21 protein-coding genes are annotated in these 24,038 nt (G+C 27.3%); 9 read left to right on the forward strand and 12 right to left on the reverse strand.

Annotated features, from left to right (window positions below; translation table 11 throughout):
- Positions 1-1,128 precede the first annotated feature (1,128 nt).
- Both Q0T35_RS04710 and Q0T35_RS04715 read left to right on the forward strand, forming a co-directional pair.
- On the forward strand, positions 1,129-1,533 hold the full coding sequence (locus tag Q0T35_RS04710; protein WP_295841161.1) for a hypothetical protein: 405 nt from the start codon (positions 1,129-1,131) through the stop codon (positions 1,531-1,533).
- A 1,856-nt stretch (positions 1,534-3,389) separates the two neighbouring features.
- The gene (locus Q0T35_RS04715; RefSeq protein ID WP_295841162.1) at positions 3,390-3,749 is read left to right on the forward strand and encodes a hypothetical protein; all 360 of its coding nucleotides are present in this window, start codon (positions 3,390-3,392) and stop codon (positions 3,747-3,749) included.
- Between the two features lie 936 nt (positions 3,750-4,685).
- Here the strand turns inward: Q0T35_RS04715 and Q0T35_RS04720 are convergent.
- Positions 4,686-4,997, reverse strand: coding sequence for a hypothetical protein (locus Q0T35_RS04720; protein WP_295841163.1), 312 nt, complete (start codon positions 4,995-4,997; stop codon positions 4,686-4,688).
- A gap of 401 nt (positions 4,998-5,398) precedes the next feature.
- Here Q0T35_RS04720 and Q0T35_RS04725 point away from each other — a divergent pair, with 401 nt between their 5' ends.
- Entirely contained in the window at positions 5,399-6,487 is a 1,089-nt protein-coding gene (locus tag Q0T35_RS04725) for a PKD domain-containing protein (RefSeq protein WP_295841164.1), read from the forward strand.
- A gap of 662 nt (positions 6,488-7,149) precedes the next feature.
- Positions 7,150-7,536, forward strand: a complete 387-nt coding sequence (gene tssD / locus Q0T35_RS04730) for a type VI secretion system tube protein TssD (protein ID WP_293917219.1) — start codon at positions 7,150-7,152, stop codon at positions 7,534-7,536.
- 1,581 nt (positions 7,537-9,117) lie between these two features.
- Here the strand turns inward: tssD and Q0T35_RS04735 are convergent.
- Positions 9,118-9,939, reverse strand: coding sequence for a hypothetical protein (locus Q0T35_RS04735; protein ID WP_295841165.1), 822 nt, complete (start codon positions 9,937-9,939; stop codon positions 9,118-9,120).
- Between the two features lie 1,257 nt (positions 9,940-11,196).
- On the opposite strand from Q0T35_RS04735, the gene Q0T35_RS04740 reads away from it, so the two are divergent.
- The 5 genes from Q0T35_RS04740 (at position 11,197) to Q0T35_RS04760 (ending at position 16,204) form a co-directional block, all read left to right on the forward strand.
- Positions 11,197-12,261 (forward strand): alpha/beta fold hydrolase, encoded by a 1,065-nt coding sequence (locus tag Q0T35_RS04740; RefSeq protein WP_293917223.1) that lies wholly within the window; start codon positions 11,197-11,199, stop codon positions 12,259-12,261.
- Between the two features lie 486 nt (positions 12,262-12,747).
- Positions 12,748-13,404 (forward strand): response regulator, encoded by a 657-nt coding sequence (locus Q0T35_RS04745; RefSeq protein WP_293917225.1) that lies wholly within the window; start codon positions 12,748-12,750, stop codon positions 13,402-13,404.
- Between the two features lie 277 nt (positions 13,405-13,681).
- A complete protein-coding gene (gene umuD, locus Q0T35_RS04750; RefSeq protein WP_293917226.1) occupies positions 13,682-14,098 on the forward strand; it encodes a translesion error-prone DNA polymerase V autoproteolytic subunit in 417 nt (138 codons plus the stop codon).
- A gap of 1 nt (position 14,099) precedes the next feature.
- Entirely contained in the window at positions 14,100-15,362 is a 1,263-nt protein-coding gene (locus tag Q0T35_RS04755; protein ID WP_295841166.1) for a Y-family DNA polymerase, read from the forward strand.
- Between the two features lie 53 nt (positions 15,363-15,415).
- A complete protein-coding gene (locus tag Q0T35_RS04760) occupies positions 15,416-16,204 on the forward strand; it encodes a GIY-YIG nuclease family protein (RefSeq protein ID WP_295841168.1) in 789 nt (262 codons plus the stop codon).
- Positions 16,205-16,651: 447 nt separating this feature from the next.
- Here Q0T35_RS04760 and Q0T35_RS04765 read toward each other — a convergent pair whose 3' ends face one another.
- The 10 genes from Q0T35_RS04765 to Q0T35_RS04810 are packed head-to-tail and all read right to left on the reverse strand — an operon-like array spanning position 16,652 to position 24,036.
- Positions 16,652-17,308: an ATP-binding cassette domain-containing protein gene (locus Q0T35_RS04765; protein WP_295841169.1), complete on the reverse strand. Its 657-nt coding sequence runs from the start codon at positions 17,306-17,308 to the stop codon at positions 16,652-16,654.
- Between the two features lie 6 nt (positions 17,309-17,314).
- The gene (gene modB, locus Q0T35_RS04770) at positions 17,315-17,992 is read right to left on the reverse strand and encodes a molybdate ABC transporter permease subunit (RefSeq protein WP_293917232.1); all 678 of its coding nucleotides are present in this window, start codon (positions 17,990-17,992) and stop codon (positions 17,315-17,317) included.
- A gap of 5 nt (positions 17,993-17,997) precedes the next feature.
- Entirely contained in the window at positions 17,998-18,720 is a 723-nt protein-coding gene (modA, locus tag Q0T35_RS04775) for a molybdate ABC transporter substrate-binding protein (RefSeq protein ID WP_295841171.1), read from the reverse strand.
- A gap of 60 nt (positions 18,721-18,780) precedes the next feature.
- Positions 18,781-19,689 carry a bifunctional molybdenum cofactor biosynthesis protein MoaC/MoaB gene (moaCB, locus tag Q0T35_RS04780; protein WP_295841172.1) on the reverse strand — a complete coding sequence of 303 codons (909 nt, stop codon included), beginning with the start codon at positions 19,687-19,689 and terminating at the stop codon, positions 18,781-18,783.
- Positions 19,690-19,697: 8 nt separating this feature from the next.
- Positions 19,698-20,957 carry an alginate export family protein gene (locus Q0T35_RS04785; protein ID WP_293917241.1) on the reverse strand — a complete coding sequence of 420 codons (1,260 nt, stop codon included), beginning with the start codon at positions 20,955-20,957 and terminating at the stop codon, positions 19,698-19,700.
- Positions 20,958-20,989: 32 nt separating this feature from the next.
- Complete coding sequence (locus tag Q0T35_RS04790; RefSeq protein WP_295841174.1) at positions 20,990-21,679, reverse strand: MOSC domain-containing protein; 690 nt, start codon at positions 21,677-21,679, stop codon at positions 20,990-20,992.
- A gap of 5 nt (positions 21,680-21,684) precedes the next feature.
- Positions 21,685-22,122 carry a molybdenum cofactor biosynthesis protein MoaE gene (locus tag Q0T35_RS04795; protein ID WP_295841175.1) on the reverse strand — a complete coding sequence of 146 codons (438 nt, stop codon included), beginning with the start codon at positions 22,120-22,122 and terminating at the stop codon, positions 21,685-21,687.
- A 12-nt stretch (positions 22,123-22,134) separates the two neighbouring features.
- Positions 22,135-23,220 (reverse strand): HesA/MoeB/ThiF family protein, encoded by a 1,086-nt coding sequence (locus Q0T35_RS04800; protein ID WP_295841176.1) that lies wholly within the window; start codon positions 23,218-23,220, stop codon positions 22,135-22,137.
- 23 nt (positions 23,221-23,243) lie between these two features.
- On the reverse strand, positions 23,244-23,474 hold the full coding sequence (locus Q0T35_RS04805) for a MoaD/ThiS family protein (RefSeq protein ID WP_293917249.1): 231 nt from the start codon (positions 23,472-23,474) through the stop codon (positions 23,244-23,246).
- Complete coding sequence (locus Q0T35_RS04810) at positions 23,464-24,036, reverse strand: molybdenum cofactor guanylyltransferase (RefSeq protein WP_293917250.1); 573 nt, start codon at positions 24,034-24,036, stop codon at positions 23,464-23,466. Before Q0T35_RS04810 ends, Q0T35_RS04805 begins: the two co-directional genes overlap by 11 nt.
- Between the last annotated feature and the right edge of the window lie 2 nt (positions 24,037-24,038).

Here is a 24,038-nt window from a genome sequence, read left to right on the forward strand (position 1 = left end):
TTTTCTCTTTTTTTAATTAGAAGATTTGAATATAAATAAATTTTATAATTAACCTCTTTCTTAGGTTTATAAATATTGGAAAATTTTATATAAGTTTTAAAAAAATTATAGAATAAGAGCCAATGTTAACCCTATCCCCCTATATCATATATAGGGTTCAACTTAATAAATAAAATGATAAATATCCGTCTTTTCTTAGAGAGTAATGTCAATAATTATACATTCATCTAATAATAAATTTGGAAAACTGAAATCTTTGAAATTCTAATTGTGTTTTCATATAAACCTTAATTTTTAAGTAAAATTTAGTTTATCTTTTGTTTAAAGATGCAATAATTGATAAAAAAATTAATTATTAAATATTAATTACTATTATTTACATGTCTTTTACCCAATCTAATTTTATACAAAATGTTAATTATAATAAATTTTTCTTGTTATAATACTTATCAAAATAAGGTAAATAGTTATTTTTATTAGTTCATGTTTTTCTATTAAATTTTTAATAATTTATAGAATTGTGGTTGAATATTAAAAAACTGAGAGAATAAGTATTATTTATGATGAAACAAAAAATATCATTCTTATTCAGGAAAGATGGAAATATAATTGGATTATCAGATTAACTTCTTGATAATTAAACATAAAATTCTATGAAATGATTAATGATTATCTGTAGAAAGTTGAGAAGATATTTTAAGTTAATGGTAGTAAGTGTTTCTACTTTTGTTTTAAGGCATAAGAATATTATTTTTGCCATAAATTTTGGTATTAAATGAACAAAGAATATCTCCTACTTGAAAGTAAATGTTAACAAAATTAGGCCTGTTAGATTTCTAAAAAGTTCTATTAATTGGATAAATGAAGTAACAAATTTAAATACTGTAGATATTAAAATAGTTGCGCATGCTCGAAATGGAAATAATTATAGACAATACTCGTTAAATAATAAATTTGATTGTATTTGCTATGTATTTGATAAATATAAAACAGATTATAGACTAAATGGAGTTTTTTATATGATTTTAAGCATTATGGTATGTTGGGAATAAACTTAAAGATCGTCATTTAGATTAATATCTTAAAGCAATTAAATAATATGTTAACTAATAATAGATTTTATATTATATGAAAATTATTATAATCTTTTTATTCTTGGCAATAAGCTTAAGTTGTACTAGATCTAAGCAAACTAATGATTCTGAAACAATCAACTATCCAAAAGATATAAATTTTATGCAAATGAAATATATAAATCCGGAAGAAGTTAAAAACTGGTCGCTCGATCAAATTAAAGAAAAATATAAACCTCTTAAAGAAGAAGACTTTTTATTGAATAAAGGCTTGAGATCAGAGTTTAGAATAGAATTATATAATTTTTTTAATGAAAAAGAAAGAGAAAAACCTATAATGATTAAAGAAGTTACTTGGGAGAAAGATCAAAATATTTATTATACTGTATGGTATAAAAAAGAAGCTGATCATTGGGTTTTTATTTATTCTTATATATGGGATAAATATCAGCTATTTTAACTTATTCTTTTGATTTTTATTATATTAAATTATATATTTTTTATAAAGTATTTAAAGAATAAATGATAACAAAATAAGTTTTCATTTTTCAACTAAAAATAAAAAGTTAGTAATATTTTTATTCAGCAGCTTCTCTATTCGTTCATTTTTTTCGGAATCATACGGTTTATTTCTCTTTGTAGAGTCTTTGCTTTTCTGTATAAAACTATACAATTTTATATATAGAGTATTTATCGATGACTTATTGAAGATTCATAGCTATTAGCTGTATTGGTAATAAAATTTAAAGTTCCTTAATCAATAATATTTTTAATGACTTCGTCTAGAATTTTAAGTATTTAAGCAATTTTTCTCAGCGTATATTTTAGCTTATAAAAAATTTTCCTTTTTTATTATTGATAAATGTTAATTATGGAAAACGGAATTACCTAGAAGTGATGCCATATCATTTTTTGGATTTGGAGGCATTAATTGTTATTTAGTAATGGAAGAATTTATTCCATAACAATTTTATATAAATGCAAGGCATTCAAATAGAGATACTCATAATTCATTCAAACATCAAGTTAATAAAAATTTAGAAAAACCTCAATTGAAACTTTTAGTCAAAAATATAAATACAGAAATATTTTAAAATAACATAAAAATATAAATGATAGGAAAATTGGAAATTAAAAAAATATATAATGCAGACTTATGTATTATCGGTGCATGCCTTCAAGGAAATTTTTAACGTTTTTAGCATTAAAAAATGGACTAAAAAAAGTATTAATTGATACTGTTAAAAGTTTTAAAAGAGAAATGAGTTTTTGATGATTTCCAATGAGGTAATTCACGTTTATTGAATATCTGATTATTCTGTTAGAAAAGCATTATTAAAAAATTCACAAGACATAAAAGAGAATAACCACTTTATCAGAGATGTAGAATTGAATTCTGATAAGGGTGTGGCAAATTGTTTAACACTTCCCAAGGCTCAGCCACATCAAGTATATTAGACTAAAAGAGGTATCGTTAGCATTGGTTTCTTTATCAAAATCTAAAGAGCCAAATTCTTCCAAAATTGAACGGAAAATCTTATTATTAAAACTTTAAACAATGACGACTACCTTCTGCAACCGGTTCCGGTTCTTACGATTCCAAAGAAAATAAGATAACAATCGCCAAATACTATAAAGAATGATAAATATTCTTATGGGGGGTGATAAAGATTGAAGATTCGATACTTCGTTTAAGTTTAATCTTAAAATTAGGTATGCGATGAATATAGCAATAAAATAAAAACTGGAGCATTTTCATACAAACATTGTAGATCCGGAGGTTTTAGCACAATCGCTAAAAAAATATATTTATGAAGCGGTAAAAATGCTCCTTAACCTTCCATATGATTACTTTGTGTACAAAGCATGGTTTGCCGACGGACATTATTACATTCCGGAACTTTGCGAAATTATTTTACCCCATTTGTAAGACGCTCTATTTGTAAGACGAAGAGAAATAATTGACTTTATAACAGCCAGCTAATGTGTACGGTTTTTAATTAAAAAAATAACTTATTATAAAAAAAATTATTTTTTGTTTATTTGGAACTTTACTTATTTTATCCAGTTGGAATAATGTGATTAACAAAAAAGTCTCTATAGAAACTGCTAAAGATGAAATTAAAGAAATCTGAGAAAAATATAAAGGAGAATATACTGACATTGATTTCGATGCCTTAGGTGAGGACTTATTGTTTAATATTTTTGGAACTTTGTAGCAAATGGTGAATATGTAGTAAATGGAGTTAAGTTTGAAAAAACGTATAAAGAATATCTTGATGAAGCAAAAAAGCTGAAGCCGAAAAAGAGGCAAAAATGAAAAACGCCTTAACAATAACAATGTATGGAAAGGATTATATTCCAGAAAATTACAATGATGGCATATATAATAATTTTAAGTATATCATTCATAATAAAGCTAATAAGGAAATTAAAGCAATCGGAATTTTATTTATAGTTTTCAATGCGTTAGGAGAACAAATAGGAAAAAGTTTTAGTATGGATTTTATAAATGACAGAATCTATGCAAATGGAACTTATAAAAAGGTGATGTTGCATTTTCAGTCAATCAATTTAATAATGATAATAGTAAAATTAAGTGATGCAAATTTTGAAGATCTTATTTTTTTTAATATTTCAAAAATAGTTTATACAGACGATACTACATTAGAATAAATTCTGGTTTTCCAACAACTAAAAATCGTCTTGACTTATATGTAAGAGCAATTTATTTTTGTTCTATGGCGTACAAGCATGGAAATTATTAAAAACAGCTCGTTATATTGTATAGATGTACAAGCCTTTACAAATTTCCGGATGTACCCGATTCTAAAATAGTCCGCCTTCATTTTCCCAAGCATAACATTCATTTTAATTATGGCCAATAGATGAATATCAACGTTATGGTAATTCCAAAAGGAGAGGTTTCACAATAGCTATCACTTTTTAATTAGTTATTAAACCACCATCAAAAACGAACGTTACTACTTTATAATTGTCATGACCGGTGAATGTAATCTTTGTAAAATGTCGCTTAAATCAATTGTCGCACACAAAGCCAAATATCATTGTTATTCTGGCTTTTCACATTGATTCTGATGAATGGATTCAAATAATCCAGAAACAATCCATTTAGACAATTATGGAGCTTCTGTTCAATGTTCAGGTATTATAAATCCTTTCATAATAAAAGAATTTTGAGATTTGAGCTAAATTTGGTTATAGTTATCAAAGATTAATTGAAATGTGATAGGCACATTTCCCAACTGTGTCTAAGTTGCCAGTTCAAAATAATCTGTATTTTGAAAATCTATTAAACAAGCAGGATAAGCCAATGACTGTCTACCTTGTTCTCCAACTTACCCTAAATACCCAAGATATTATATTGGTCTATGAATTTAATTTCTGGATATTCTTTTGAAATTCGTGTATATAAATCCTGTAATATTTGTGAAAAAAATAATCGTCCATTATTTCATAATTCGGTTAATTTCTTTGACAACTTCCTGGATGATATCTTTATCCAAGACCAGGCTCTTATTTCCTGCTGGTTGTATAAATTGCCGTTGTGGAAGTTCAACCTTTCGGATATATGCTTTTACGCTGGTTTGCCTAGTTTTCATTATAACTGAATTCATTCCCTCTTTGCTTTTTTGGTAAATTTTCAGGTGTCAATTTTGTTTTTTTGTATCTGTTCCGGGGAGCTTTCACTGTTCCATTTGCGCTTAAACATTTATTGTCCGCTTTTGGCATAAGGCATATGTTTTGTATAGTTACTTGTCCGAATTGAATTGTGAAATAAGTTTCAGCTTTTAGTTTTCCTGTTTTAATCAAAACAGATCCATTTCCGCTGTCAGCTTTCCATAATTTAAAAGTCGAGGTTTGGCAGCCTTTCGCCTGGAAGTTACCATTTACAAATCTCAATGCAATATTCCCGGCTTTTGCAGGAAATCGATTAACGATGTAGTCTCTTAGTTCTGAACCTTTTTTTAACAACTAGCGAAAACTCTTCTTGATTAATTTGATACTTAAAAAATTTGTGCATCTGTATAATTATGATTACTAAAATCTTATAAATTTTTATATATAAGAGGCTACATATAAAATAATTATCTCATTTTTTAAGTTTAAAAATTTTATACAATGTGAGCTAAAAAAACAATATAAAAATAATTAATAAACAATAATTTCAATTATTATTTTATTTATTAAAATAATTAATCAAATTAATATATATATTTATCATAATCATTAATATATTTTATATTTTTAAATATTTTAACTAAGTTAGCAAATAAAAAAATATTTCAAATATAGTTTTCAAAATGCATTATAACCCAAAAAATTCAATAAGTAAATATTCAAATAATATAGATTTTAGAATACTTTTTATATTTATTTTATTTATTTTGATAGGATTATCTATTTTATTTTATAAATATTCTAGACATATTAATTGTGGACAAATTGAATTTATTATCAAAGCGGAAAATAAGCAAGTTGGAGAAAGTATTGGATTTGAAGATTTAACTCCTGGTGCTAATAGTTGGATATGGGATTTTGGAGATAATTCTCCAAAAAATCATGACCGTTCTCCTTCTCATAAATATTCGAAATCAGGAATTTATATAGTCACTTTAAAAGTCAATAAATCCTGTACATTAAAAAAAACCTTAGAAATAAAAAATATTAATAAAATTATAGATTCTACAAAAATCCCCATTATCATTGCTCCCACTTTAGTAACTGTAGGTCAAAGATTTGCTGTTGATTACGATTATCTTGGAGAAGCTACTTCCTGGGAATGGAGCTTTGGAGAATCCGGTCAAGTAGATTATAATTCCGAATATCCAATATACAGCTACAGTACACCCGGTAAAAAGAGATTAACATTAATTATTAATGGAGATATAACCTATATTGCCAGTAAAGATATTTATGTAAAACCTGAAAAAACAAATGTACCTACCCTTCTTGATATCCCACGTAGAAAAATACCAGATTCTATATTTGTTAATAAACCACCAAAACCAGAGAAAGATCCTTTAGATAAATTTATAGCTCATATTCCAGCAATGCCAAAAGAATCTCCCCAGCAACTTGAACCGATTAATAATGCAAAAAGTCAAGCACCATCAATTTCTGAAAATCAATTTGCTTTATTATTATTAGATGTAGCAAAACAAAATAAAACGATGGAAGATTTTGGAAAATACACTTGTAATAAATATGATTTCCCTGTATCTAAAAATGATGACGATATAATAAATTTTAATAAATTTACTCAAGAAATACAAAACAAAAAAATAAGAATAAAATCTATACATCTTAAAAAAAATAGCGAAAATTGTATCGAAGGCTTTAATATTTTATATAAGACAAAAAAAGGTCCTTTTTGGATTTATACTAAGTAATAAAACAACTGATTATATCAACATATTATAATATATTTTTCAAAAATCTACTGAAAAAATTTGATAATATTAGTATACAATAATACTTTTAAAAAAAATTCTACAAGCAAAATTCTCTCTTGTAAAAATAATCTTTGCCGTAGTGAATGTCTATTAAACCAACCTACATTATAATAATAAAAATTATTATTTTGAATATTGAATTGATTTTTGTTTAGATTTTAAAATTATTTTACAAATTCTGTCAATAATAAATATTATTCACAATTAAATTCCTAATCAAAATACTTGATTTTTAACAAAAATATATAGACATATTAATAAATATAAATAAAATAAACCATTTCGTAAAATACATTATAAGCGAAGTTACTTATGTAAGGGAATTTTTAATAATCTGATTTTCTATTAGTCCTAAAAAACACATAATAACTACAAAAATTAAATCTATAAGTAAATATATTTTTTAACCATTATTATTGCAATAGAAACTAAATAATATATATTGAATATCTAAATATATTATATAATACATCTTATAATAAAAAATATAAATTAACAAATATTTAACATCAATTATTGAGATAAGATTTTGTTAAATATTTATTTTTGTGCTATAAATATAAGTAATTTTATTATTAATAATCATTAATTTTTTTATTATGTCATTTAAAGCCAAACTAGAAGTAGCGGGCAAAACCTACAACATTTTAAATGTTAATTATGCTTTAGCCCAAGAAACAGACCCAACAGGACGTCCATCCTCTCAAACTAGAGGGGGAAGAATAGAAGTTACTGTAGAATCTACAGGAGAAAGCGACATCTTTGAATGGATGACTAATAGTTTTGAAAGAAAAGATGGTAAGGTAATCTTTTTAAAAAGAGATTCCGATGCCACTTTAAAAAATCTAAGTTTTACAGATGGATATGTGGTAAAGTATAAGGAGAACTTTGATGCCTCTGGTACTAATCCACTTACAGAAACCTTTACTATTTCTGCAAAATCTATCAAAATGGGTACTGGTGAACATGTTAATGAATGGGTATAAATCCATAAATTATTAATTTTGAAAAAACAAAAGGAAAAAAGTATTTTCCTTTTGTTTTTGCCTTATAATATCTATATTCTGATCAATTTTAGAAAGGTATTATTTTATCATTTATTAAGTAATTTATTTAATGAATTAACTATTAAATAATATTAAATAAATTATTATATAATTAATTAGTTAAGCTACTAAATAACTAATTTATGCATTACTAATCCGTTCCTAATTAAAGATTTAAAGCATTTATTATCTTTTCCTTTTACAGCATAAAATGATTGTTATTTAAAAAAAAATAATTAATCAAAATTTGATTTAAAAATATAAAAAATCACACTATTTTTAATGCTTATGGCAAGAGCTTTTATTTTAATTAATTGCTCAAGCAATAATAACGTTAATTACCTGTTTATTTGTTTATTCTCTTCAACAAAAAATTATTAGTGAATGGAATTTAGATAATTTTAATTCCAGTGGAAACTTAGCAAAATCATATATATTGTTACGTATAAACATTATGAAATTTCTAAGAAACGTAAAGTAGATAAAATAAGCCATAAAAACTATGCTACTTCTACGGGATGCTATAAGATGATGGAACTTGGAATGTAGAAGAGAATATTTTAGAATATGCCGTATATCTTAATTATTCTGGCACTAATGACCTTTTTAAATGTTAAAACACCTATTTAGAGTTTTTATAAATATATCATGAAAATGCTTTCTAAAATTATTCTAAATTATTTCCAAAAACGTTCAACAAAGTCGAATATTTCTACGATAGAAATAATTTTCTATAGAATTTTAAAATGCTCCCCATTTATATCTTACCATTTTCATTTTATTCAGCCTCTTTAAATAGCCGATAATTTATTTAAAATTAAATAACTATCTAAATCTTTATTTGTTTCAATCGAAAATATCTCTTATACCAGAAACGCGATGCAAGTATATCATTGCTTTTAGGATAACAACATCTGTTTCTTTTTAATATACCTCTCGTTGTTAATGGAATATTAAATCCCGGATTTTCAAGCGTTTTTTTCAAAGCTATGTTGAATTATTTCTATCTGAATAAATTATGGGATTTATAATAATTTTTATTTCGCCACAATCTGATGATTCATCTTTAAAAAGTTCTTCGACTATTGTTTTTTTCATTACATCACCTTCTAGAAAATTTTTGTCACATTATCTATAAGATTCAATGTCTTTTCTTTGTAATCCTCCATTTATGAAAGAGGAATAAGCTAATGAATAACGCCTTTATTTTAAAAATTTCTTGAGCTATTATCCATTCGATTCTCTTATACATTATTTCAATTAACTTTTATAAGAGCGGTAAGACAACCTTATTAATAATTAAATTTTGTCTAAAAAAAAGAATTGGTTATTATATATAAATACTAGGAATAAAATTATAAATTTAATTTTAGTTAGCATATATAATTATACATTTGAATCTTTTATTAAAATTTTATTATATAATGTAAATATTTCAATTTTTTATATACAATTAAGGCATAATGTAAAAATATCAATGATGTGAATATTGATCTATTTGCAATAAAGCGTATAATATGATCATTGTAAAGGCTTAGTATATTGTATTTTATCCGAATAAACTGTTTTAGAATTATTTTCCTTATAAGTAACCTTGCTAGGATATCCGGCTTGATAATCATCCCAAATTAGATTATAGATATACTCATTATTTCGATTTACTTTTTTAATTAAATTAGGACTAAATAGGGCAGTCATTTCATTTCCGAAAATATAGCTAATAATCCAGCGAGGAGTAACTATATACCTGAAAATTCCCTTCTGAGTAAAGTTATAGGAATAACTATTGAATATAATTTTCTTAGAATTATTCAGTTTAGAATAATCTTTTATTAAATTTCCTTTTTCGTCATATTCGTATTTATATATATCACGATCAGTTCCATTAGTTGTTTCCTTTCTGATTAATAAATTATTTTTAACAGTTAGTGTTGTTTTAAGATTATTTTTTTCATCATAAACTAGAATTTTATTTGCGTTATAAACAATCTTTTCCCGAGCTATATTATCATCTATTGTATGCTTTATTTCAGCAATTAAATCTCCTGAATAAATAATATCTGTTATAAAACTTCCATATTCAATACTTATTATTCTGTTATGCTCATCGAATTTATAATTATAAATATCATAATTGATCGGTAGTTGTTTATAATATTTTTCTTTATCATTATAAGATTCTAGATTATATCTTCCTGAATATAATAATGGGAGTTTAATTTCGTATAAATCATCATTTTTACGGATAAGTCGATTATCGATTTTTTTTCCTCCATTACCGGAAAAATTATAAAAAAAAGATATATTTATAATAAACACTAGAAAAACAAATGCCTTTTTCATAATTATTTATTCTTTAATTACAATTTGCAAAGATAAATTTTTATATGAATTTAAATCTATTTAAAATATTTTTTTTTATCTTTTTATTAAAATGACTGTTCAAATTGATATCAACGTATTCACCAAATAATAGAATAAGTTATAGAGTATATTCTCAAAAAGAACACTTACGATTATATATAATTTTCGCTTAAAATATTGCAGAAATGCTTTTAAATATCCATATAAAATTAAAAAAACTATTACTTAATAGTATATACTTCATTATATATGCATCCTTTCTCTACCAAACGTATCAAACTTAATTTTTTTCCATTATAATTCTATATCTAAAGAATATGAATTGATATTTACAATTTATTTGAGATATTGAAAAAATCGTGCGCTTCTTTTACTCGAATTTAGGTTTTTAAATAAAGTGAAGATTAAATATAAAATACCTTTTTCCAATTTAAAAGATTTTTCTTTTAACTCTAAAAGTTTTGTTTTATTCTAACTAAATACTAACATATCATCATGTTTAAAGAAATTATTCACCGAAGAGACCATTTTTCTATTTTTTGTATTATAGGATAGTTTATTTTATTATTTCTCTTATCTAGGTTTGATTAAATTTTCTTTAATTCTTAATTGAATTTAGATCTTAAAACTATTTAAAAGTTAAGCAAATATATTTTAATTCTTAGATAAAAAATAGGAATTCATGAAGATAAATATTGCTTTATATCCCTAAAAACTATTAAAAAAATTATCAATTTTTTTATACGATAAATAAATACAAGTAATAAAAATCATTCAACAATAAGCAATTTAATCTCAATAAAACATAAAAAATACTAAAATTGACAACTATCAGTATTTTTATTTAAATATTTTTCTTAAATTTAAAATCATTTTTTAAACTAAATTATTATATAAGATTTTAATTATAGAGAGGTGCAAAAGAATAAATATTTATAATGTAAAATAAAATTATTAATTATTATTAATTCAGTAAATTTCTTTAAACTTTTGAAACCAAAATCCTTTATGTGCTTAATTTGCTAAGAAAAAGTGATGCCTATTTTTTATCTGGCATAATATTTTAAATCCTCTATACTCGTTTTTAAAATTATTTTTTTCTAACTGAATTAACTTAATATGATTAACTATACACAAAGGAACTTTATTAACATTCAGAATACAAAAAATTTACTTACGCTAATAATTTACATTGATCAAAATAATATTGAATAAAATATAATTTAACAAATAAAAATGAAAAATAAAATCATCTTAAGCTTCTTATGGCTGTTACTTGGTACCATTAGTTTTTATGCTCAATCTGTATCAAACTCTACCACCGTTAAAAATATAAATTCTTATAATGCAGGATTTCGTGAATTAAATTTAAATGATAACGTACGCCCCTTACAAATTGCGTTAGTATACCCTACTTCAGCAAAACATCCTATTGCAAGAATTGGAGATAGCGAATACCTAGTGGGAGAAAATGTAATTTACGATGCGAAAATAACTGATGAACGCTATCCTTTAGTTATTTTTTCACACGGATTAAACGGATCTTGGGATAATCATGTTTGGTTAGCTGCTGCTTTAAGCAAAAAAGGATTTATAGTAGCAATGCCTAATCATCCGGGAACTACTCTGCAAGATATGGATCCGCAAGTAGCCCGAGATATGTTGGCTCGCCCGGAAGACATCCATCGCACCATTAGCTATTTATTGGAAACTAAACAATTTGCAGATCACATTGATTCGGATAACATTTCTATTATTGGTCACTCTTATGGTGGTTGGACGGCAGTAGAAACCATTGGAGGAAAGTCTTCGGCTAAAGTTTTCAATAAAGAATGTCGGAAATACCCTATAATGTTAGCTTGTGATGTCTTTAATGCTCAAATGAAGGGACTTAATGAAAATTCCGAATTTTTAAAATTAGACAAAGATATGAAGGATCCTCGTATTAAAAGAGCTGTAATTTTGGACGTAGGATTTGGTAGACTATTTATTCCAAAAAGCCTATCGGAAATAAAAATTCCTGTTTTAGTATATTCTGCGGGACCATTTGTAGAAAGAATACCGCCTAAATTAGAAACCGGCTATTTAATAAAATATTTACCTTCAAAAACAACTAAACATATAGTATTGAATAAAGCTACTCATTATAGCTTCATGGCTATCTGTAAACATAATGCTATTGAACTATTTCAAAAAGAAAGACCAGATCAGGTCCCTACCTGTCAATTTGACACTAACGAACGTGAAGGAATACACAATCAATTAATTGACCAAATAAGCACTTTTTTAGTAAATAACTAAAAATGTGTAACAATTTGCTGTAAATGGCATTTTTATTAAAATATATTCATTTAATAAAAATGCCATTTTATAATAGTTTTCTTCTTCATTATAAAGTCAAAATGAATTAAAAAAAATAGAATTCATTTATTTTAATAATTCTAGTATCTCCACTATATTTTTCCCTTAATTTCGAATACTTTTTATACTTACCCGGCAAAAGGCTTTCTATTGATAGATAAATTTACTCTTACATCGTATATATCTTTTAATATGAATGCTTTATTAAATTTATATCCATGAATAAAATAGTATCTTTCATTAAAATAAAATTAATTAGTTTATTATGAGTGCTAAGCTAATAATATCATTTTCTAACAGTTAATAGAAAAAAACATAATAAAAAAACAAAACTTTATCTCTAAATTTTTATATGTTATTTAAAATAATAATCTTATTTTTGTAGAATATACAAAAAACAACAATACAACACTAAAAAGTTTTATCATGTTTGAAAAGATTCTTATTGCAGAGGATTTCTCTAACGATAATTATGCTGTTAAAAAAATAGTTGAAGAACTAAATATATCTCATATCGATCAAGCATATTATTGCGATGATGCCATTTCTAAAATTCGAAATTCTTTTTCTAATAATTTACCTTATGAACTATTGATTACAGACTTATCATTTAAAAATAATCAAGAACACATTGCCATTGTATCCGGGGAAGAACTAATAAAAGTTGTTAAAGAAGAATTTCCCGATCTTAAAATTATTGTTTGTTCTACTGAAGACAGACAACATATTATTAATTCTTTTTTTGAAAAATATAATATAGATGCTTTTATAACAAAGGATAAAGATTATATAAAAGAATTAAAAAAAGCTATTGAAGATGTATATGAAAATAAAATATATATATATACAAACAAATCTCAAAAAGGCGGATTGTTTGAATTTACCAATAATGATTTGGAATTAGTTCGCTTACTATCTGTAGGTATGAATGTTCCGGAAATATCCGTTAAATTTAAGACTGAAAAAGTATATCCAAATAGCGAAAGTTATTTAAATAAAAGATTAGTAAAAATTCGTCAACATGCCGGAGCAACTACTACCTTACATTTACTTACTTTATTTTCAGATTGGCACTTAATCTAAGTTTTATCGATAAAATTCATTTGAAAACATTTTATGTTAATCATATGTTTTCTAATGAAATATAAACATTTAATGTATTTATCACGTAATCCATGATTTAAGTAGTAAAAATCCAATCCCTATCTCCTTTCAGGATATAAACGATCGTTGAAATTGTCTCCACACCATAAAAAAATCTTTATTTTATTACGAATATATCATTGATATCATCTAAATATAAATCAAATTGTTATTTTATCGCTTCTTTTTCAATATAATTCATAATAAATTTGCACTTATGAAGCGAAAAGATAATTTATCTTTATGGTTTGCAGGAGATATCAAAGCAGGTTTTCCTTCGGCTGCAGATGATTTCTACCGCGAACGCATTAACCTAAATGACGAATTAATAAGGGATCCCGAAACCACTTTCTTAGCGCGTGTAAATGGGGATTCTATGAAAGATATGAGGATTTATAACGGAGACCTTATTATTGTTGATAAAGCGTTGGAACCTAAAAACGGTAATATTGCCGTATGTTATATAGATGGAGAATTTACCTTAAAAAGATTAAAGGTAGTAAAAGAAAAAGGGGTAGTAAAAGAAATTATTCTTTTACCTGAAAATAAAGAATATGAACCTATCCGGATTACTCCTGATCACGATTTTATTATTTGGGGAATACTTACTCACACTATTATAAAGTTTTCATAATATGTACGCTTTATTAGATTGCAACAACTTTTATGCTTCCTGTGAAAGAGTGAGCAATCCTTCTTTAATTGGTAAGCCTATTTGTGTACTTTCAAACAATGACGGATGTGTAATTGCTCGTTCCAATGAAGCCAAAAATTTGGGAATACCCATGGGCGCCCCTGCCTTTAAATATGAAAAGATATTCGAAGAAAACAAAATATTTATTTATTCTGCTAATTTCCCTCTATACGGAGACTTAAGCAATAGAATTATGAATATTATCGGACGTTACTGCAACGAAGTTGAGATATACTCTATTGATGAAGCATTTATGAACTTTAACGGTTATATGCAATTAAATTTGCAGGAGCATTGCCTAAACTTAAGAAAATATATACTAAAAGGAGTAGGTATTCCTACCAGTATAGGGATTGCTCCCACAAAAACACTCGCTAAGGTAGCTAATAGAATAGCCAAAAAATATCCTGAACAAACACATCATGTATATATAATTGACTCTCCCGAAAAAATTGAGAAGGCACTTAAATGGCTGCCTATTGAAGATATCTGGGGAATTGGAAGAAGACTAACTAAACGTTTTCAGGCAAGAGGCATTCGTAAAGCATATGAACTGATAAACTTTCCTGAGACATTTATACGCCAAGAAATGGGAATTGTAGGAATTCGTATGATTAATGAATTAAAGGGTATTCCTCAACTGAATATGGATTTACCTTCTCGTAAAAAATCTATTGCTACTACCCGCACCTTTGATTACATGATCGATAAAAAAGAGGATTTAAAAGAAAGAATCGCTACTTTTGCCGTGAAATGTTCAGAAAAATTACGTGCACAAAAAAGTTGTTGTAACTATGTAACTGTATTTCTACACACAAATTTCTTCAGAGATGATTTAATTCAACATCATCCTTCTATTACTTTAGCACTTTCCAATCCTCATAATTCTGCCATCGAGGTAAGCAAATATGCTCAAAAAGCACTTAAAGCAATATATAAAAAAGGATATCAATATAAAAAGGCAGGGGTTATTGTATCAGGATTAATTCCCGAATCGGAAAGACAAATTTCTTTATTTGACGAAGATTTTTATTTAAAACATCAGCCTATTATGAAGATTATAGATAAGTTGAATCATAAATATCATGAAGATAAACTTAAATTAGGATCTCAAGATATTAAAAGAACATGGAAGATGAAACAAGCCCGACTTTCCAAACGTTTCTCTACCAACATAAAAGAAATTATACAGATAATGGTATAAAAAAATTTATCTTTAAAATTACCCTTTATTAATCTTATAAAAACAGTAGGAACATGCGTGAGGATTTAAAAAATATTATCAAAGGATTACCCACTATTCCAGGAGTATATTATATTTTTACTCGAGAAGATCGGTTAATCTATATTGGAAAAAGTAATAACATCAGAAAAAGATTAAGTCAACATTTTACCTGTACTGATCGTAAATCGATTAAAATTCAAAATTTTGCTTCTAAAGTTACCTATGAACCTACAGGGAGTGAATTGATAGCTCTTCTTATGGAATCTGAGGAAATAAAATATTATAAGCCTATTTATAACCGAGCGCAAAGACATAGCATCTTTTATTATGGCTTATATCCCGAAAGAACCCAAGAGGGATATATATCTTTACAACTGAGAAAAATAGACAATCAAACTCAGGAAATCAATTCTTACTTAAGTTTGAAACAAGGTAAGGAAGATTTATTTCGCATAACGGAAACCTATAAGCTTTGCCAGAAAATAAATGGATTATATAAATCAAAGACCCAATGCTTTCAGTATACTATACATGAATGTCTTGGTGCCTGCATTAATAAAGAACCAGTACATAAATATAATCAACGAGTACAACTCTATTTGAATAAAAATTCTTTTCCACAAGATACCTTATTACTGAAACTACCAGGAAGGACAAATAATGAAAAGGGATTGGTTTTAATTGAAAACGGAATTTATAAAGGTTTTGGATTCTGTCCAAAAAGATCACGAAAAGACCCTGCTACGTTCATTGTTCCAAAATCAGATAATAAAGATATAAGACGAATATTAAGAAGCTATCTAAAAAACAAAAATAAATGAAATTCTTTTACATTTACTTCATCCCATTTTAGTTATTTATAATAAATAACATAAAATAAGGATATAAATTCTTTAATTAAAAAATTTAGATTCTAAAATTATATCAAGAGATCCCTTAAAAATTTTGACATATAAAATTATTATAAAAGTTAGAATTATACTTAATAAAACATAAATTTCCAGAGGAATAAAAATTATGTACCACGACCAACCTATAATATTTAAAAATTTTAAAATACTAAAAGAGATAATCAATAGTCCGGGAATAAATGATAAGAAAATTAAATATTTCATCAACTCATGATTTGATTTATATTCTATTAAATAAAAATACAACAAATAACACCCATTACAAGCAAATATATAAATTTTTAATAAAAAAAAATACTAATTAAGTTAAAATTTATATCTTTTTTTTAAAAAAATAATACATACAAATTAAAAATTTTAATCAAGATTTATTAGTTTGATGCCGTTACTATTCATATATAAAATATACTGTGCCATTTTATTGATCTCATCTTGATCATGAGAGACTAATAATGTTGTAAAACCGAAATTAGCATGTGCTTTTAAAATCTCACTTTGAAGATTGAGTCTCATAATTGGATCTACAGATGAAAGAGGTTCATCTAAAAGTAAAATATCAGCTTTTTTAGCTAAAGCTCTAGCAAGAGCAGTTCTTTGTTTTTGACCTCCCGAAAGCTTGGTTGGTCTTTGATTTTTTAAAGCTTCCAAACCAAAGGCTTTGATTAATGTATCAACCCATACCCTATCTTTACCCTTATTTTGTGCAAAAGATATATTTTCTTCAACAGTCATATTAGGAAACAAGGCATAATCTTGAAACATAAAACCGACATTTCTTTTTTGTGGAATCATATTTATTTTTTTTTCCGAATCAAAAAAAACTCGCTTTCCTATTCGAATTATTCCTCGATCGGGTTTTGTTAATCCGGCAATCATTCTAAGAAGCGTAGTTTTTCCTATACCTGATGGTCCGGATATGCATATCAATTGATTTTCCGGAAATTCAGCAGTAATGGATAAAAGATGATTTCCTTCAGAAGTCAGCATCTTATGTTCAATATCAACATATATCATTAAAAATTATAGAGTTTTAAATTTAAAGCTTTTATTAATGCTGTAAATAAGAGTTAATAATATAAATGAAATTAAAAATAAAGTAAATGAATATTGATTCGCTGCTTTATAATTTAAGGCTTGTACCTCATCATATATTGCAATAGAAGCAATACGAGTTTCTCCAGGAATATTCCCACCTACCATTAAAACTATTCCGAATTCTCCAATACAATGTGCAAATGTTAACGCTATACCTGTGATAAGAGAAGATTTTATATTAGGTAATAAAACCCGAAAAAATGTAGTTGTTTTAGATTTACCCAAGGTGTATGAGGCCTCTCTATAACTTTTCGGAAGAGAAGAAAAACCGTTTTGAAGCGCTTGAATCATAAAAGGTAAACCCGCTATAATGCTAGCTATAATGATTCCTTCAAAAGTAAAAGCTAATCGGGTATCAAAATGTTTTTCCAAAAATATTCCCAATACATTTTGAGGACTAAAAGCAACTAGTAGATAATATCCTAAAACTGTGGGTGGAAGAACTAGAGGCATACATATTAAAGCTTCAACCAACGCCTTAAGCTTGAAATGAGTATAAGCCAACAAATAAGCTATTGGCAATCCTATAATCAATAAAAACATTGTTGATAGGGTCGCTAGCTTACCTGTAAGCCAAAGAGTGTTAATAAAATCTTCTTCCAATGAATTTATTCTTTTTCGGGTAGTCCATATCCGTATTTATCCCAAATACTGTTACATTTAGAACTGATAAGATAATCTAAGAAACGTGCAGCTTCTCCGTTTTTTTCCCAACCGTTAATAAGAACAGCTGCTTGTGCAATCGGAGGACATATATCTTCAGGCAAAACATAATAATTTCCCTTGTTTTTCATTTCCGGCGCCAACGCCAAAGATAAAGCTATAAATCCTATTTCTGCGTTACCGGAAAAAGCAAATTGTGCTGTTTGATTTATATTTTCTCCCCAAACTATACGATTTTTTACTTTATCATATAAATTTTGTTTTTTAAGTGCATTTACTGAATTAAGTCCGTAAGGAGCATTGTTCGGATTAGCTATAGCTATTTTTTTAACTTCCGGTAATAGAACAGATGATAACCCTTGTGATAGATTCAATGAAGAACTCCACAAGGCTACTTTTCCGTAGCAATAATTTACCGCTGAAGCAGAAGTCAATCCTCTATCTTCTAATTTATTCGGAAATTTAGTATCTGCAGACATAAAAAGGTCAAAAGGAGCTCCATTTATGATTTGCTGAGTTAAAATTCCTGAAGATCCATAAGTTATTTGAATATTTGCACCCGGATAATCTTTTAAATATTGTGTTTTTATTTCTTCTAACACATATCTTAAATTCGCAGCAGCAGCTACAGTAGCTTTTCGTTCTTTATTGCAGGATAATATACCCATTAAAATAAATATTAACAGTGGTAAAAAAACTAACTTGCGTTTCATGGTTATATAAAATTTTTAATGTTGCGCTCCTTCAATTATTTTAAAAATATGCAGTATTGATGGAAAAACTGCATCAATAGATTCTTCCGCTCCTTTGGTTGAACCCGGCATAGTAATTACTAAGGTATTGCCAATGAGCCCGGCAATGCTTCTGGATAACATCGCTAAGGGAGTTCTATTTTGTCCATAGCTTCTTATAGCTTCCGAAACTCCGGGAATTTCTCTTTCCAGCATGGGTTGTATAGCTTCTGGAGTAACATCTCTTTTAGATAAACCGGTTCCTCCGGTTATTAAAATCATATTTATTCCTTTTGCTATATATTCTTTCACTTTAGCTTGTATGTCATTCTTTTCATCTGGAATAATCTCATAATCTTCGACTTTTACTCCGATATTTTGAAGTTTTTCCATAATTATCTTTCCTGCCCGATCTTTTTTATCACCCTTTGAAATGCTATCGGAACAAACCAGTATGGATGCACTTAAGGGTAAATCAAACGTATCTTTCTTATCTGACTTACCTCCTTTTTTTTCTAATAATTTAATGTGTTGAATTACGATATTCTTATCAATAGGTTTAAGCATATCATACATAGTCAAAGCTACTACTGAAGCAGCATGCATTGCTTCCACTTCAACACCTGTTTTATAAATGGTATGTATTTCCACATGAATGTAAATTTCCAACCCTTTGATAACATAAGTAATGGAAGTATATTCAATCGGAAGCGGATGACAATCGGGTATCATATCACTTGTCTTCTTTGCCGCAAACAAACCGGCAACTTTTGCCATTTCAAATATATTTCCTTTGGGAACTTTATTTTCCTGTATAATTTGTATAGTTTGTTGACTTCCTACTTTTACCACAGCTTGAGCAACAGCTTTTCTCAGAGTGTTACTTTTATGTGTTATATTTACCATATTATTTTTTATTTGTCAATTTTAGTTGATAAGAATACCGGTTTAAAAGTAATCATTATATAAGCCCATTGTGGGAAACGGGTATTAACTCCAACTTGATCTTTTAATATTCTTGTTCCCTTATTTTTCATATAAGTACTCCAACCTGCTTGTAGAGATAAAGATTGGGAAACTTTATAATCTGCCAATAAATCTATTTCGGAACCTATATCTTTATTATTTCTGTTTTCCATTTTTTCAGCTGTTGAAAATGTATGGAATCCTCCATCAAAGCTTAATTTAGAATTCGCCTTTACTGAAACACCTCCATATAAATCAACAAGCCCTTGCTTAGGTAAAGTTGACCAGTACTCCATGGATCCGTTAAAGGAATGGTTAGCCCCATAAAGTTTATTAAATGTATGATCTTTATTTTTAGCTAAAGAAGATTTAGAACCTGAGAAATAATCTACCCCTAAATTAGCCGATATGAAATCTGAAAATCTATATTTAGTTTTTAATGCTAATAAAGAAGCATCTAATTTACTGTCTGCTCTGTCATATCCAAATTGATAATATCCGGTTGCATAGAATGAAAACGGAATACTATGATCATCTAAACTGAAGTTGGCTCCTACTGTATTTCTGAAAATTGAAGTTTTTACTTCTTCAGGATCTTCTCCTTTTTGGAATCCTTCGTTTACCCATATAGCAGATGCTGTAAATTTCCCTATAGGTTTATATAACCAAGTATAGAATAAAGATTTATAGCTCTTATCATATACGGATTCATAAAGTACATCTGCTGCATTATTCCATCCACCTCCAACATGCGCTTTAAATTTATTGGTTTCGTATTTTAATTTTAAGAGGTCGTGTGCATTAGGAGTATTACTCCAATTACCGGATGAAAATAAACGTTTATCGTCATATTCCAATATTTGGCGTCCTAACACACCTGAAAATTGAGGCGTAAAGAAATATTCAGCCCATGCTTCATATACTCCTAAAGAATTACCGGTTTTGTTTATTCCGTTAGAACCGTACGTTTCCGTATCCTGTAACGTAATTCTAACCTTATAATCTTTTTCTTCATAGGATGCCCCTAAACGTACTCTCAAATTGTTCACATAAGCAGCATCGAGTGAATCTGCCAAAGGCTTGCGAAAACCACTTCTTAATTCGCCTCTAGTTCTCAATTCTCCATCAATTTTGATTTTCTGCGCAGTTAAGAGACTTAAACTCCCTAAACTAAAAAACAACAAATACCTTAATTTTTTGTGTTTCATAATTTTAAATTTAAATTAATCATTAATTTAATTTACCTAAATAATCGTTTTTCCCAATTTTCAACTTTTTTGTTTTCCAAACGATTTTTAAGCAAATTTTTCCAACTTAGTGCTAATGTTTTTATCTTTATTAAATCGTTTAGTATATCGCTATCTAAACAATTATCTTTTTTATATAATATTTTTAATAAATATGTTAAACTATATTCAGGATATGGTCTTTCAATCAGCTCTATGTTATCCCCTTCCTGCATAATACCTTCCTCTAACACTCTATAATACCATCCGGTTTTTAAACTTTCCTGCATTTTAAGAGACATTTCGCTATATTGGAAACGATAATTTAGCTTCCAACAGGGTTGTCTGGCTTGACTTACTTCTACTGTACAACTTCCAATTTTATAAATATCTCCAATCATTACCGTATCTTCATTCATACCCAATGAAGAAATATTTTCTCCGAAAGCTCCCGGGTGCTTCAAAACATCGGCATCAGGGAATAATTTTTTCCAATATTCATAATTCTCAAAAGCATAATGATGTATTGCTTTATCTACTCCTCCATGATTTATCTTATCACTTTGCTCATCACTTAGTATTCCTAATTTAGAGACCTTTTGCGGACTGGTAACTTTTTTCTTATAAATAGCACTTGAATACTCCGTATTAGCCAAACGTTGTATTTTACCTATATGTAAAGAGCTTATAAAAGGTTTTTCCATTATTTTTATAGTTTATTTTCTTTCCATTTATAACTCGTATCTGTAAATATTTCTTTTCCCCAGATAGGAAGTTCTTTTTTTACTTTTTCTACAAGCTCGTCACAGGCAAGCATTGCGGGCTTTCTATGTTTAGAAGAAGTAAAAACAAACAAACAAATTCCGCCTGTTTTTACCATTCCTAAACTATGATAAACATGCATGCATAGTAAATCATACTTTTTAAATATTTCTTCTCTAATTTGAGATAATTTATCTATAGCCATTTCTTGATAAGAGGTAAATTCAATTCCTTCAACTTCTTTTCCTTCAATTATATCTTCCCTTACCTGCCCTAAAAAAATACTGTGTCCTCCTATATCGGTTTTAAAGGTATGGCTCTGTATGCTTTTTGCTATAAATTCAACGGGAATAGCACCGTCTAAAAATGGATATATTTTCTTCATGCAATATTCAAATTAACTAATAGTTTCAATTCCATTACGAATATGTCTAATGTCCTTTTGAGGAAATTTTTCTTTAGCTATTTCTATAGCCCTTTTACTTCGTAATCCTGAGTTGCAAACAAATATGATAGAATCGTAATCATCAAGTATATTTATTTTTTCTTCAAGTATAGACAAGGGAATTAACATATAATCGAAACCGGAAATCTTGGGTACTTCATCTTCATTTCTTACATCCACCAAAATCGAATTTTTCCTACTTAGTATTTCCTTCAATTGAAATACGCTCTCGACTTCATTTATGGTTGTAAACATGCCACAAATACGTTCGTAATAGATAGCTTTAAATTCGTCTTCATCTTTAGGAGACGAATTTATTTTTGATTTGGCAAAATTAATCATTCGCGTATTATAATCCAAACTGTTAAATATCATTAATTTATGTATAAGTGGATTGCCTATACCAGAAATTAGTTTAATAACTTCATTAGCTTGGATAGTTCCGATAATACCGGTAAGCGTACCTAAAACCCCCGTTTCATTGCAAGTTGGGACTTCTGAAAGTTTAGGTGGAAAAGGAAATAAATCTCTATAGTTAGTCTTCATACCGTCTTTTTCGACATTAAATATGGCAATTTGTCCTTCGTATTGATATATTGCTCCATATACTAATGGTAAATTTTTTATTTGACAATAATCATTAAGAAGATATCTTGTCTGAAAATTATCTGTGCAATCTACTATTATATTATATGAATCAATAATGCTACTTATATTTTTTACATTCAATTTTTCAGAATAGGAAGTAATTGTGGATTCGGAATTCGTCTCCTCGAGTCTTTCTTTTGCAGCTAAGGACTTAAGTTTTCCAACATCTCCTTCTTTATATAATATTTGTCTGTGCAAATTGGTGATTTCAACTTTATCAAAATCTACAATTCCTAAATATCCTACTCCGGCAGAGGCTAGGCATTGAAGAACCGGACATCCCAATCCACCAGCACCTACTACTAAAACACGAGAACGAAAAAGTTTATCTTGAGCTTCTTTTCCGAAATCGTGTAAAATTATTTGTCTATTATATCTTTTAAAATCCATTTTTTAATTTTAGTTAATATTTTTTATCCTCCGGAAAAAGGCGGTAATAAAGCTACTTCAGCACCTTCGGGTATCCGATCCGATTCTTTAGTGTTTGTATTATTCACAATAATCAGATAATTTAAAGTTTTTAACTCGGGAAAATAATTTTCCAATAATTCTTTTAAATTTGAAACGGTATTAACTTTTTCTTTTATTTGATAACTTTCAGATTGAAAAATATCGGTCAATTTTCCGAAAATTTTAATATTCATATTTTTTTCTATTTTTTTCTATTTTCTTAAACTCTTCTTGTGTGTTTATATTGGAAAATATTTCTGTATTTAGTATGTTGTTCATATCAATAATATCTGAGTGAGACTCTTGAATGAAATCCATCATTTTTAATTGATTATGAGCTATTCTTTTATTTATTAGTTGTAAAGAAGCGTACGTATATATACCAAATAAAGGTTGTATTCTTTCATTATAACTAGCCACAGTTGCCCAATTATTGTTGTGATTTTCCAACAAATATTTTATTGCTTCTGGAGTAATCAATGGCATATCACAACTTACGATAAATATATCGTTTTTTGAATTTTCTAAAGCGGCTTGTATTCCTCCTATTGGCCCTTTGTTTTTATTCCTATCGAAAATTAGTTCTAAACCGAACTGTAAATATTCGGAATTATCCGTATTAATTTTAATTACGGGAAAACAAACAGATAAAGTATGAATTATATATTGAATTATAGGAACACCTTTTAATTTTTTTAATCCTTTATCCTCCCCCATACGAGTACTTTTTCCTCCCGCTAGGATATATGCTTCCATTT

Source organism: uncultured Apibacter sp. (assembly GCF_946479295.1).
Classification (GTDB): Bacteria; Bacteroidota; Bacteroidia; order Flavobacteriales; family Weeksellaceae; genus Apibacter.

What these genes read in the sequence shown, in the direction of transcription:
- Q0T35_RS04710 (WP_295841161.1), top strand. Translation starts at nt 1,129, where the DNA reads ATGAAAATTATTATAATCTTTTTATTCTTGGCAATAAGCTTAAGTTGT.
- Q0T35_RS04715 (WP_295841162.1), top strand. Translation starts at nt 3,390, where the DNA reads ATGAAAAACGCCTTAACAATAACAATGTATGGAAAGGATTATATTCCA.
- Q0T35_RS04725 (WP_295841164.1), top strand. Translation starts at nt 5,399, where the DNA reads ATGCATTATAACCCAAAAAATTCAATAAGTAAATATTCAAATAATATA.
- tssD (WP_293917219.1), top strand. Translation starts at nt 7,150, where the DNA reads ATGTCATTTAAAGCCAAACTAGAAGTAGCGGGCAAAACCTACAACATT.
- Q0T35_RS04735 (WP_295841165.1), bottom strand. Translation starts at nt 9,939, where the DNA reads ATGAAAAAGGCATTTGTTTTTCTAGTGTTTATTATAAATATATCTTTT.
- Q0T35_RS04740 (WP_293917223.1), top strand. Translation starts at nt 11,197, where the DNA reads ATGAAAAATAAAATCATCTTAAGCTTCTTATGGCTGTTACTTGGTACC.
- Q0T35_RS04745 (WP_293917225.1), top strand. Translation starts at nt 12,748, where the DNA reads ATGTTTGAAAAGATTCTTATTGCAGAGGATTTCTCTAACGATAATTAT.
- umuD (WP_293917226.1), top strand. Translation starts at nt 13,682, where the DNA reads ATGAAGCGAAAAGATAATTTATCTTTATGGTTTGCAGGAGATATCAAA.
- Q0T35_RS04755 (WP_295841166.1), top strand. Translation starts at nt 14,100, where the DNA reads ATGTACGCTTTATTAGATTGCAACAACTTTTATGCTTCCTGTGAAAGA.
- Q0T35_RS04760 (WP_295841168.1), top strand. Translation starts at nt 15,416, where the DNA reads ATGCGTGAGGATTTAAAAAATATTATCAAAGGATTACCCACTATTCCA.
- Q0T35_RS04765 (WP_295841169.1), bottom strand. Translation starts at nt 17,308, where the DNA reads ATGATATATGTTGATATTGAACATAAGATGCTGACTTCTGAAGGAAAT.
- modA (WP_295841171.1), bottom strand. Translation starts at nt 18,720, where the DNA reads ATGGGTATATTATCCTGCAATAAAGAACGAAAAGCTACTGTAGCTGCT.
- moaCB (WP_295841172.1), bottom strand. Translation starts at nt 19,689, where the DNA reads ATGGTAAATATAACACATAAAAGTAACACTCTGAGAAAAGCTGTTGCT.
- Q0T35_RS04785 (WP_293917241.1), bottom strand. Translation starts at nt 20,957, where the DNA reads ATGAAACACAAAAAATTAAGGTATTTGTTGTTTTTTAGTTTAGGGAGT.
- Q0T35_RS04790 (WP_295841174.1), bottom strand. Translation starts at nt 21,679, where the DNA reads ATGGAAAAACCTTTTATAAGCTCTTTACATATAGGTAAAATACAACGT.
- Q0T35_RS04795 (WP_295841175.1), bottom strand. Translation starts at nt 22,122, where the DNA reads ATGAAGAAAATATATCCATTTTTAGACGGTGCTATTCCCGTTGAATTT.
- Q0T35_RS04800 (WP_295841176.1), bottom strand. Translation starts at nt 23,220, where the DNA reads ATGGATTTTAAAAGATATAATAGACAAATAATTTTACACGATTTCGGA.
- Q0T35_RS04805 (WP_293917249.1), bottom strand. Translation starts at nt 23,474, where the DNA reads ATGAATATTAAAATTTTCGGAAAATTGACCGATATTTTTCAATCTGAA.
- Q0T35_RS04810 (WP_293917250.1), bottom strand. Translation starts at nt 24,036, where the DNA reads ATGGAAGCATATATCCTAGCGGGAGGAAAAAGTACTCGTATGGGGGAG.